8 protein-coding genes, 1 other RNA gene and 1 other annotated feature are annotated in these 13,066 nt (G+C 36.3%); of the genes, 1 reads left to right on the forward strand and 8 read right to left on the reverse strand.

Features of this window, described 5'->3' with window-relative positions:
* Window positions 1-435: 435 nt before the first annotated feature.
* From ACQKM9_RS05560 to hisS, 4 genes are all read right to left on the reverse strand, one after another.
* Complete coding sequence (locus ACQKM9_RS05560) at window positions 436-1,155, reverse strand: glucosamine-6-phosphate deaminase (protein ID WP_427733412.1); 720 nt, start codon at window positions 1,153-1,155, stop codon at window positions 436-438.
* A gap of 293 nt (window positions 1,156-1,448) precedes the next feature.
* A non-coding RNA gene (ssrS, locus tag ACQKM9_RS05565) (6S RNA) lies at window positions 1,449-1,630 on the reverse strand.
* Window positions 1,631-1,674: 44 nt separating this feature from the next.
* Window positions 1,675-3,453 carry an aspartate--tRNA ligase gene (gene aspS / locus ACQKM9_RS05570; protein WP_427733413.1) on the reverse strand — a complete coding sequence of 593 codons (1,779 nt, stop codon included), beginning with the start codon at window positions 3,451-3,453 and terminating at the stop codon, window positions 1,675-1,677.
* A 15-nt stretch (window positions 3,454-3,468) separates the two neighbouring features.
* The gene (hisS, locus tag ACQKM9_RS05575; protein WP_427733414.1) at window positions 3,469-4,743 is read right to left on the reverse strand and encodes a histidine--tRNA ligase; all 1,275 of its coding nucleotides are present in this window, start codon (window positions 4,741-4,743) and stop codon (window positions 3,469-3,471) included.
* A gap of 107 nt (window positions 4,744-4,850) precedes the next feature.
* Window positions 4,851-5,087, reverse strand: a binding site (T-box leader).
* Window positions 5,088-5,205: 118 nt separating this feature from the next.
* Here hisS and ACQKM9_RS05580 point away from each other — a divergent pair.
* The gene (locus ACQKM9_RS05580; protein WP_427733415.1) at window positions 5,206-6,924 is read left to right on the forward strand and encodes an SH3 domain-containing protein; all 1,719 of its coding nucleotides are present in this window, start codon (window positions 5,206-5,208) and stop codon (window positions 6,922-6,924) included.
* Window positions 6,925-7,158: 234 nt separating this feature from the next.
* Here the strand turns inward: ACQKM9_RS05580 and dtd are convergent, their stop codons facing one another.
* The 4 genes from dtd to recJ all read right to left on the reverse strand — a co-directional run bounded on the left by dtd (window position 7,159) and on the right by recJ (window position 12,833).
* Entirely contained in the window at window positions 7,159-7,599 is a 441-nt protein-coding gene (gene dtd, locus ACQKM9_RS05585; protein ID WP_427733416.1) for a D-aminoacyl-tRNA deacylase, read from the reverse strand.
* Between the two features lie 16 nt (window positions 7,600-7,615).
* Entirely contained in the window at window positions 7,616-9,811 is a 2,196-nt protein-coding gene (locus tag ACQKM9_RS05590) for a RelA/SpoT family protein (protein WP_427733417.1), read from the reverse strand.
* A gap of 164 nt (window positions 9,812-9,975) precedes the next feature.
* Entirely contained in the window at window positions 9,976-10,488 is a 513-nt protein-coding gene (locus ACQKM9_RS05595) for an adenine phosphoribosyltransferase (RefSeq protein ID WP_427733418.1), read from the reverse strand.
* Entirely contained in the window at window positions 10,488-12,833 is a 2,346-nt protein-coding gene (gene recJ / locus ACQKM9_RS05600; RefSeq protein ID WP_427733419.1) for a single-stranded-DNA-specific exonuclease RecJ, read from the reverse strand. Before recJ ends, ACQKM9_RS05595 begins: the two co-directional genes overlap by 1 nt.
* Window positions 12,834-13,066: the final 233 nt, after the last annotated feature.

Here is a 13,066-nt window from a genome sequence, read left to right on the forward strand (position 1 = left end):
ATTACAAAAAATTCTATTGGATCGAAAAATTTGAGGCTTTAGCCATTTACATGTAAGAACTCTAATTAATAACCTTCCCTATTACCCAAATTACTACATGGTATAGTTGTCTATACCAATTATAAAACGTTTCCATATAAATGAAAAGGAAAAGTTCTTAACCCCTTTATTTTATCGAATAAATAGAATAGAAAATCTATTTAAATGTATATCAATTAGTTTAATAGCTACTTATCTTAATTCAAGCTCTTAAATAATAAGTTGCCTCATATATCAATCTGACAAAAATGATTCTCTTATATTTAAAATATATTCTCTTTCAGGAACATTTACTACACTTACCTACACTTTTTTCATCTTCGTTATACAAAAAACTTTCAAGAACCTATAGGAAACAACACCTATTCACTTGAAAGCTTCAATTAAACATTCTATTTAGATTACTAAGTCCGTTAATACGATAACATTCGGATGCTTTTTCAAGATTGTTACTGGTATTTCTTCCGTCACTTCACCTTTTAACAATGCTTCTAAAGCAGTACGTTTCTTCTCACCTACTGCAATTAATAATATTTGTTCTGCACGCATGATTGAAGAAATCCCCATTGTGATTGCCTTAGTAGGTACTTCATCTAGAGAATTAAAAAATCTTGCATTTGCTATTCTAGTCGATTCTTCAAGTTCAACAACATGCGTTTCACTATCAAACGGTGTACCAGGCTCATTAAAACCTATATGCCCATTCCCTCCAATTCCAAGTAATTGGAAATCTAACTTCATTTTTTGTAAAAGTGCTTCATAACAAGCAGCTTCTTCATGTGGATCTTGTGCCTCTCCATTAGGTAAATTAGATTTTTTAAATGGCTTTTCATTGAAGAGCTGTTGTTTCATAAAAGATATATAACTTTCAGGATGCGCTTTCGGAAGGCCGACATACTCGTCTAAGTTAACACTTTCACACTGAGTAAAATCAAGTTCACTCTTACGAATTCGCTCATAAAGAGGAAGCATAGTTCCACCCGTAGCCAAACCAAAGTTTTTGGAACCGTTATCTAACGCCTCTTTTAGAACATTAAATGCTCGATCATATAATGACTCTAGATCGGTAATCATTTCAACCTTTAATGCTGTTTTTATGTGATTGCTCGTTTCCATTAATACACCTTCTCATTTCAATTTATTTACTTACACTTTAAACCATTATTTCTATGGAAGCCATTAAAAAAATAAAAAAATGTTTATTTTCCAAATATTTTACCGATAGTAATGAAAAAATTATCCATTTCATCCTTTAATATAGTTAGCTGAAAAAATAATTCAAACGAACCAGAAGAAATACTTTATATTTTCAATAAAATCATTTTTTAGTATTTTAATCAAAAAATAATGTCTTGATGTAAAATAAAAACCCTCTCAATTTTCATTGAGAGGGGGTGATTTAATAATTAACGAATCCCGATTGTGCCGTCTTAAAATCTAATCGTTTTGAACCCGCAATAAGCAGGTGGGTGTTCTCTTCGAAACTTTAAACGTCCCATGACAGGCATGTTCGCTATCTCAAAATGTGAACTCCCAACGATAAAATGTTCGGTCAAAACTGATAAGCTTATAACGAACACATCAGGATTCGCTTTAAATACATATTACCATATTAATTCTGACAATTCAAAAGATTTACTTCTCGTCTGCCAATGTTTTTGTGCGAATATTTAACTCGTCTAATTGCGCTAATGATACTGTACTTGGCGCATTTGTTAAGACACAACTTGCACTTGCAGTTTTAGGGAATGCAATTGTATCACGTAAGTTGTCACGACCAGCTAGTAACATAATAAAACGGTCAAGACCAAACGCTAAACCACCGTGTGGAGGCGTACCATACTCAAATGCATTCATTAAGAAACCAAATTGTTCTTTCGCTTCTTCATCAGTGAAGCCAAGTGTTTTGAACATTTTTTCTTGTAATTCTTTTTCGTGAATACGTAATGATCCGCCACCAAGTTCGTAGCCATTTAATACGATATCGTAGGCTTGTGCTTTAACTGCACCTGGTTCAGTATCCATTTTTCCAAGATCTTCATCAAATGGACGAGTGAATGGGTGATGTGCCGCATAGTAACGGTCATCATCTTCGCTATATTCAAGTAATGGCCACTCTGTAATCCAAAGGAATGCAAAACGAGATTCATCAATTAAATCAAGGTCTTTTCCAAGTTTTTTACGTAAAGCACCTAGTGAATCAGCAACAACTGATTTTTTATCAGCTACAAATACTAATGTATCACCTGGTTCAGCTTGCATACGTTCAACAAGTTTTTCACCAAATTCATCATCAAAGAACTTACCGATTGGACCAGTTAATCCTTCTTCAGTTACTTTAATCCACGCAAGACCTTTCGCACCGTAACGACCAACAAATTTTGTTAGTTCATCTAGATCTTTACGAGAGTATTTGTCGTTTGCACCTTTGATATTAAGACCTTTTACTTGGCCTCCGCTTTCAACAGTACTTGCAAATACCTTAAAGTTACAACCTGCAACAACATCGCTTAATTCAATAAGTTCTAAGTCAAAGCGAACATCAGGCTTATCAGAACCGTAACGAGACATTGCATCTTTATAAGTCATACGTTGGAATGGAGCTGGAATATCAATTCCTTTAACTTCTTTCATAACTTTTTGAATTAATTTTTCGTTTAATTCGATGATTTCATCTTGTGACATGAAACTCATTTCCATATCAATTTGAGTGAATTCAGGTTGACGATCAGCACGTAAATCTTCATCACGGAAGCAGCGTGCGATTTGGAAGTAGCGCTCAAATCCACCAACCATTAATAATTGTTTAAATAATTGTGGTGATTGTGGTAAAGCGTAAAATTCACCTTCATGTACACGTGAAGGAACTAAATAGTCACGTGCACCTTCTGGAGTTGATTTTGTTAAGATTGGTGTTTCAACTTCTAAAAAGCCTTCATCTTGTAAAAAATTACGAATTACTTTTGTCACGTCAGAGCGAAGTTTGAATGTATCAAACATTACTGGACGACGTAAGTCTAAGTAGCGGTATTTTAAACGAAGATCTTCGTTTACTTCAGTGCGATCCTCAATTACAAACGGTGGTGTTTTAGCTTTGTTAATGATTGTTATTTGATCAATTAAAACTTCAACCATACCAGTTTCCATGTTTGGATTGATCATTTCCGGAACACGTAATGCTACAGCACCTTCTACTTCAACAACGAACTCACTACGAAGAGAATCCGCAATATCTAATGCTTCTTGAGAGTTTTCAGGATTGAAAACGATTTGTACAAGTCCTGTACGGTCACGTAGGTCAACGAAAATTAGTCCGCCGAAATCGCGACGACGTTGTACCCATCCTTTTAATACAACGCGTTCGCCTTCATGAGCGCCACGTAAAATGCCACATTCATGTGTTCTTTTTGCCATGATTATTTCCTCCAATTATTGTACTTTATGTTTTGTTAAATAGTTCACTAAGTCATGAAATGGCACTTTTTCTTGGCTACCCAATTCCATGTTTTTCACATTAGCAGCTTGGTCTTCTAATTCTGACTCACCAAGTACGATGACCCATTTAGCACCTAAACGATCTGCTGATTTCATCTGAGCTTTCACTTTGCGACTCGCATAATCAAGCTCAGTTGAAATACCTTTTGCTCTAAATGAGCTTGCTAATTCTACTGCTTTTAACTTCGCTTGTTCGTCCATGGCAACGATATACATATCAAGTGCATTGTCTGTATCAAGTGAACGTCCTTCAGCTTCAAGTGCAAGCAATAGACGTTCGATACTCATTGCAAAGCCAATACCAGGTGATTCTGGACCACCGATTTGTTCAACTAAACCGTTATAGCGACCTCCACCACATAAAGTAGTAATTGCGCCTAGGTCTGCTGCTGTACTCATAATTTCAAAAGTCGTGTGGTTATAATAATCCAAGCCGCGTACTAAGTTCGGATCTACTACATAAGTAATGCCTAATACATCTAAGTATTTTTTAACAGCTTCGAAATAAGTTGCAGATTCCTCATTTAAGTAATCCGTTAGTGCTGGCGCATTAGCCATTAAAGGATTTTCTCTATCCACTTTACAATCTAAAATACGTAATGGATTTTTTTCTAGACGATTTTGACAATCTGAACAGAAATCACCGATATGTGGTTCGAAATGTTTGATTAAAGCATCACGGTGAGCTGCACGAACATCTGCATCACCTAAAGAGTTAATCACTAATTTTAAGTTTTTTAATCCAGCTGTTTCGTATACATCCATTGCAAGTGCAATTACTTCTGCATCAATAGCAGGATCTTTACTACCAATTGCTTCTACTCCGAATTGGACGAATTGGCGGTAACGTCCAGCTTGTTGGCGTTCATAGCGGAACATTGGACCAATGTAAGATAATTTTACTGGTTGATCCGGTTGACCAAACATTTTGTGTTCAACGTAAGAACGTACAACTGCTGCTGTACCCTCTGGACGAAGCGTTAAAGAACGATCTCCTCTATCTTTGAATGTGTACATTTCCTTTTGCACGATATCAGTCGTATCTCCAACACTACGTTGGAATAATTCCGTCTGCTCGAAAATTGGCGTGCGAATTTCTTGATATCTATATACTTGGCAAAGCTGACGAATAATTTCCTCAACCTTTTGCCATTTTTCAGACTGTCCAGGTAAAATATCTTGAGTGCCTCTAGGTACTTTATAATTCATATCATTAACTCCTTTCAAAAATTCAGATTAACTTTGGACAAACGCTGTCCTTTATCTTACGATTTTCTATGATGAAACTAAAAAAGCTCTCGCCCCTTGCAATAAATGCAAGGGACGAGAGCTGTATAAGCTTCCGCGGTTCCACCCTAGTTGATCTAGTATAACTAAATCCTCTCATGTCGGATAACGGCCGATTCCGTTTTCTCCTAATAAGCCAATGCCTTTCGAAGAAAAACCTCTCGAGTGTTATTCACTATACTGTACTGTAGAAAAGATTTCAGCCACGTCTTTTCCTCTCTTATCAGCCTTAAAAATATAGTTACTTGCTCGGTCATAGGTGATCTTAAATAAATTCAGATTACTAAATATCTTACCCACTATAAACAAATATGTCAACTATTTCGAAAAACTATAGATTTTTCATGTCATTTCCTTTTACAATAGATAAAAAGGAGGATTAGCATGAAAACAAAATTAGTTAAAACGTTTAGTATTTTTTTTCTTTGCACCACGCTTATTTGCTCATATTTTTACCAACCTATACATACGGAGGCATCTTCTTCAATATCATATAAAGTAACGGCGAGTCAACTTACTTTACGTGAAGGTCCTAGTACAAGTACAAAAAAACTTACGTTAATTCCAAAAAGCACAAAATTAACAAAAATCTCATCTAAAGGCTCTTGGATTAAAGTAAAATATAGTGGGAAAACAGGTTGGGTTTCTTCACAATACTTATCTAAAGTAACAACAAACGTTAATACTGCCGCTACATCGAAAACAGTATCGACAAATGTTAGTAATTTAAATATTCGCTCCGGTGCTGCAGTTAGCTATAAAAGTCTTGGTAAATTAGCAAAAGGCACAAAAGGAACTGTATTAGACGAAAAAAGTGGTTGGGTGAAGATTAAAACATCCAAATATACGGGCTGGGTTTCTAAAAGTTATGTAACGTTTAAATCACCTACTTCTTCCAATACAACTACCACTGCTAGTAATGTTGGTAAATATTACTACATAACTATTGCTAATTTAAACGTACGTGAAAAAGCTTCTACATCAGCTAGCTCTGCTATTATTGGTACTGTAAGAAAAGGTAATGAATTTAAAATTTTAAAGGAATCTGGTACATGGGTACAAATTCAATATTCGACTACTAAAAAAGGTTGGGTTTCTTCCAAGTCAGCATATGGGAAAATTAGTTCAAAAAAACATACGTCACAAACATCAAATCCAAACAATCCAGATGAGGGTGAAGATACAGATGTAGAAGAACCGACACCAGACCCTTCTGAGCCCGAAAATCCAACACCTGAGGAACCAACTGATACGCCTGAAGACAATGTGGTATATACTAAACCTTCAAAAACAGAATATATCGTTATACAATCTGGTTACTTGAATATTCGTTCAAAACCGAATACAAAAGGAGATATATTGTCTGAAGCCTCTGCTGGAGATTACTTTACGGTGCTGCGATATGCTACTTATCCATCAAATGAATGGGTTGAAGTAATGTATGCTTCTGGACAAACAGGTTGGATTTCAAATAATACACCAAATAGTTATATAACATTAACAAATCCAGCTACAAATCCGCCTGCTGAATCAAATAAAACGATTGTATTAGATGCTGGACACGGCGGTTCAGACCCTGGTTCAGGTGGCGGAGGCTACAATGAAGCCGCACTAACATACGCTTTTACTTTAAAGACAAAAAGCCATCTTGAGAGTATGGGCTATACCGTATATACAACACGCGGTCAATATTCTGCTTGCTCTTCATCTACTAATAAAACAGTAGATTTACAATGTCGAGTAGACGTTGCAAAAACAAAAAAAGCAGATATTTTCGTTAGTATCCACATGAACTCTGCAAGTGCTACTGCAAAAGGAACTGAAACATATTACGCTGCTTCAGGTAATCCATATCCAACAAGAAGCAGACAACTAGCAAATGCTGTTCATAGCGCTTATCAACCTACAATGGGTAGTACAAATAGGGGCGTTAAAACGAATGTCTTTTATGTAAATAGAATGGCGACTGTTCCTTCAATTCTTTTAGAGGTCGGCTTTATTTCAAATGTTGAGGATCGTAGTAAACTTATCAATGCTACTCACCAAAATAATGTCAGCAGGAGCATTGCACAAGGCATCCACAATTACTTCCAAATGCAATAACTATATTTGACAACGAACAGCCTTATTAGTTTTTTTACAAGAAAACTAGAATAAGGCTGTTTTTTTGAATCAAGATTAAACTAATCCATTCAATTATTCAATTGAAAAAACCTCGGATGCTTCCATACAAAATTGTATGAAAGAATCTGAGGTTTTATTACTTTCACAATAGTAAAAAAGGAATCTTTCATCCTTATATCCCTTAATGAACAGTCTCTAATGTAATGACTATTATTATTTCGATTCAATACTTATCGTAACTGGTCCATCATTTGTTAATTGGACATCCATCATGGCACCAAAAATCCCTGTTTCAACATGTAAACCTAAGTTACGAAGTGTTTCATTGAAATACTCCCACAAAGGCTCTGCTACCTCAGGTTGTGCAGCTTCAATAAAGCTAGGACGATTTCCTTTGCGAATATCGGCATACAAAGTAAATTGCGATACAGATAAAATAGCTCCACCGTGATCTATAATAGAATGATTCATTTTACCATCAGCATCTTCCCATAGACGCATTTTCACAATTTTATTTGCGATATACTCAACATCGGCCTTTGTATCACCATGTGTAAGTCCAACTAACAATACATATCCTTGCTTAATGGCACCTGTGACTTGTCCATCTACAGTGACAATTGCTTTTTTACTACGTTGCAGTATTACTTTCAAAATGAAAACTCCTATCTTAGTTTGTCACACGCTGTACAGAATAAATATCTGGGATTTGTTTAATACGATCTACAACTTTATATAAATGAGCAATATCACGTATGCGAATAGTTAAGTTAATAGTTGCTAATTTATCTCTATCTGCTCTACCACTCACAGCGCTAATATTTGTTTTGGCTTCATTTACAACTTGCATCACTTCATTCAGTAAGCCCGGACGATCATAGCCTGATACTTCGATATCCACTGAATATTCCTTCTTCTCATCAGCAAAAGCTGAGTCCCATTCAACATCGATTAAGCGCTCTTGTTCTTCGCTCGATTGCACATTTGGGCAATCTGCACGGTGAACAGAAACCCCTCGTCCTTTTGTGATAAAACCAACAATATCATCACCTGGCACTGGGCTACAGCAACGCGAAAGACGAATCAGTAGATTTTCTAACCCTTTTACGACGACGCCAGACTCAGTAGCTTTTCTCTTTTCAGGTGAATTCATTTCCTTATTGATTTTCACTAACGCTTCTTCATGATCACGCTGTTTACGAATTTTTTCTGCAAGACGATTTACAACTTGTTGTGCAGTCATACCATTAAAGCCTACTGCTGCAACTAAATCGTCTTCGCTAGCAAAATTCATCTTCTCACATACGCGTTTAAAGTTTTCAGGAGTTAATACTTCCTTAGGATCGAAGTTTTGCTCTTTAATTTCTTTTTCAATTAATTCGCGACCTTTTACAACATTATCTTCACGCAATTGTTTTTTAAAGAACTGCTTGATTTTATGCTTAGCTTGTGAAGATTGTGCAATTTTCAGCCAATCACGACTTGGACCAAATGATTGCTTTGATGTCATGATTTCAATAATATCACCAGTTTTTAAAGGTGTATCAAGCGGCACCATTTTACCATTTACTTTTGAACCGATAGTTTTATTACCTATTTCAGAGTGTACGCGATATGCAAAGTCAATCGGTACAGATCCTGCAGGTAATTCCATGACATCGCCTTTTGGAGAAAAAACATAGACCATATCGGAGAATAAATCAAATTTTAATGATTCCATAAATTCTTCTGCATCAGAAGACTCGTTTTGAAACTCTAAAATTTCTCGGAACCATGTTAGTTTGCTATCGATATTCGAATTACTCATATCGATATTCTTACCTTCCTTATAAGCCCAGTGTGCAGCAACCCCGTATTCTGCAATATTATGCATGTCCATCGTACGAATTTGCACCTCTAATGGGTCACCGTAAGGCCCAATTACTGTCGTATGCAACGATTGATATAAGTTTTGTTTTGGCATTGCGATATAGTCTTTAAACCGGCCAGGCATTGGCTTCCAAAGAGTATGCACTATCCCTAAAACAGCATAACAGTCTTTTATACTATCGACGATCACACGTACAGCAAGTAAATCATAAATTTCACTAAATTGCTTATTTTGCATAACCATTTTACGGTAAATGCTATATATATGTTTTGGTCGTCCTGAAAGATCAGCCTTAATTTCAATATCATCTAACTGTGTATGGATTTCCCCCATAACAGATGATAAATAAGCTTCACGTTCTACACGTTTTTTCTTCATCAAGTTAACGATACGGTAATATTGCTGTGGGTTTAAATAACGAAGTGCAGTATCTTCTAACTCCCATTTAATAGCTGATATCCCTAAGCGATGAGCTAATGGAGCGAAAATTTCAAGCGTTTCCTTTGCAATACGTCGTTGCTTTTCAACAGGTAAATGCTTTAATGTACGCATATTATGTAAGCGATCCGCTAATTTAATTAAAATTACACGGATATCTTGCGCCATTGCGACAAACATTTTGCGATGATTTTCAGCCTGTTGTTCTGCTTTCGATTTATATTTAATCTTACCTAGCTTTGTAACACCATCCACAAGCATAGCAACATCTTCACTGAACGCTTCAACAAGATCTTCACGTGTTACGGGCGTATCTTCTACAACGTCATGTAGAAAGCCTGCTGATACTGTTTCTGGATCCATTTGAAGTTCAGCTAAAATACCTGCTACTTGAATAGGATGTAAAATATAAGGCTCCCCCGAGCTTCGAAACTGTTCTTTATGCGCTTCTCTCGCAACCTCATATGCTTTTTGTACAAAAGCAACATGTTCGGTATTCATATAAGAAGAAAGAGTTGCAAAAACGTCTTCTACTGTCATCACTTGATCCTTCGCCATGTTAGCCACCCTATTTCATAAATTTTCCGATTAGATTTAACTTTAATTGTATAAAAAAAACAGCCTTGTTGTAAAGGCTATTTGCGTCAAAAGCAGTTGGCAATCATAATAACTCTAATTATATGATAAAAAACCCCTTTGTTAAAAACAAAGAGGTTAATTTATTAGTATTTCATTAATGTAAATATATCATGCCCTTTAATCTTATCACGACCGTTTAGCTCTTCTAATTCGATTAAAAATGCACAACCAACTACTTCGCCGCCTAATTCTTCAATAAGTTGGATAGCTGCTTCTACAGTTCCACCAGTTGCAAGTAAATCATCCACGATTAATACTTTTTGACCAGGTTTAACAGCATCTTTGTGCATTGTTAATGTGTCTTTACCATATTCCAAACCGTAATCAGCACTTATTACTTCACGAGGTAATTTACCTGGTTTACGAACAGGTGCAAAACCGATTTCTAAAGCATAAGCTACAGGGCATCCTGTAATAAACCCACGTGCTTCAGGGCCAACGATTAATTCAGCGCCTACTTTTTTAGCATATTCCACGATTTGATCTGTTGCGTATTTATATGCTTTTCCGTTATCCATTATTGTCGTAATATCTTTGAAAGAAATGCCCTCTTTTGGCCAGTCTTCAACGATAGTCACATATTGTTTTAAATCCATTACTGTTCCTCCTCAGAAACTGTTTGAGCGGATAATCTCGCATCAAACCACTGTCTTAATTCTTTATATGGTGCATACAACAAAGTCTGTTCTAAATCCATTTGTTGTACGCGTGTTTTATAAACGTTTGCACTTGATAATTGTTTTTTAGGCGCACCTTCTACAATTTTTGCAAGTCCGTTTTCTATTGTAACAAATCCAAGTTCAAAAAACACCTGGGTCATGAAAATTAACATATCACGACTCCACCCTTTATGCTTCGCTAAATCATTCAAATGCTGTCTCAGATGGAATTCACGCCGTTTATTCAAAAACGTATAGTACCAACCAAACTGTTCACGCGTTGGCATACCATCAAAATAATGCGAATCCGGAATATAAAAATGAGCATAAATTCGAGTCGGTTTTACTTTCGTTAATAGGTCCTCTAGCATTTTAACATCTTGTGGCATATCTAATAAGACGACAAAAGGGCTAACATCTTCTAGTAATAACTCTTCACTATATGGCATAATTTTCTGCGGAATTAAAGATTCATAATACTGCATTGTATCAGGCTTAAATGCTATAAATGTAGATTCTTCTACCGGTACTGTTTGCAACCATCTTGCAACTTGTCTTATTCCCCGTAAATCAAATAGCTGCCATTCATCCGTGCGTACGTCTGAAATCATAAACTGTGGTTTCTTTCTGCCATTCCATTCATTAATTTGTAAATCACCTGCAAAAGAAACGTTAATGCCATACGTGAGCTCATCTGCAAGATATCCTTTATGGAATCCAACTGCATCAATGGTAGCATCCGGTTGACCAATTTCCATTTTCAAATGATCTTCATTGGCACCAATTTTTCGCATCGATTGAATGTGTTCATCTTCAATACCATACATAGGTTTTGGAAAACCCATGCCAAACGGGGCTAATGCCCTTACTTCTGCAATTGAATCTGTATCAATCTCAACTATTTTCAGAGGAATATCTACTTGAAGAATAGGAATTAGGTCTTCTTCTGTTAAACATTCTCTAGCTTGTATATCTAGTCGTTCACGCAATTCATCTACGTCTTCCATTGCCAGTGTCATACCAGCTGCCATTGGATGTCCGCCGAATGCAGGTAAAATATCACGATTCTTTGCAAGTTCTTGATACATATTAAAGCCTTCAATACTACGTGCTGAACCTTTTGCTATCCCTTTTTCAATATCAATACATAAGATAATTGTTGGTTTATAATATTTTTCAACAAGTCTAGAAGCTACTATTCCTACTACGCCTGGATTCCAGCCTTCTTCAGCTATAACAAGTACTTGTGAATTTCGGATTTCATCAATATTTTCAACCATAGCAACTGCTTGCTCAGTAATATCAGAAACAATACCTTGGCGTTCTTTGTTTTTATCATTTAAAAGGCTCGCCATGGTCGCTGCACTCGCCTCATCTTCTTCAAGTAAGAAATCTACACCTGGATTGGCATCACCAAGACGCCCTAATGCATTTAATCTTGGTCCAAACCCAAAACCTATCGTCTCTTCTGTAATGTCATTTTGCTTTGTACCGGCTACAGTGCATAATGCCTTTATAGAAGGTCTTGTTGATTTCTGCAGGGCTATAATACCTTCCTTTACTAAATAACGGTTTTCATCTAATAAAGGCACTAAATCAGCTATTGTTCCAATCGCTACAAATTCTAGCAGATGTTTTGGAAATTCACCATATAGAGCATGCGCCACTTTAAATGCTACACCAACACCTGCAAGCTCACCAAACGGATACTCCCCATTTGGATGTCTCGGGTGAATGATGACGTCAGCTGAGGGCAATTCGTCTCCTATTTCATGATGATCCGTCACAATAACGTCCATACCAAGCTCTTTTGCCACTTGTACTTCATGATTGCCTGAAATACCATTATCAACCGTGATAATTAATTTGAACTCTCTCTCATGAGCTTCGCGGAATAATCGTTCGCTAGGGCCATACCCATCGGTAAATCGATTGGGAATTTTGTGTTCTACCTTCGCACCTAAGTCTCTCAAAACTGTCATCATTACAGCTGTACTCGTAATTCCATCAGCATCATAATCACCATAAACAAGTATTTTCTCATCATTCTTGATTGCTTGATGAATACGATCAACCGCTTGTTGCATCCCGTACATTTGGAATGGATCGTTTATAGATTGATGATCAATATTTAAAAAGGCACGTGCAGATTCGACTGTATCGAAACCACGTGCAGCTAATATTTTCGCTGATATTGCAGGTATACCGAGTTCTTTTTGAAATGTCTTTACTAGCATTTCATCTGGTCTTTCTATTCGCCATCTTTTTGTTGTCATTACCATTTACGTCACTTCCTCACGCGTTTCATTATACCTAATTTAACTTACGAAAAAAACCTTTAGCCAAAGCAACTTGAAGGTTAACTGTTATAAAAAGATTTAACCTACATGCCCGTACCTCTCTATTTGTTTACTTTCTAATACCGATAAAACAAACTTTAACTAAAGCTCTAAATCCACAAAAAACTACTCTACACTTTTAAAGTGCAGAGTAGTTAAGTGGGCTAAACATTTAC

The organism is Viridibacillus sp. NPDC093762 (assembly GCF_050279675.1).
Lineage (GTDB): Bacteria > Bacillota > Bacilli > Bacillales_A > Planococcaceae > Viridibacillus.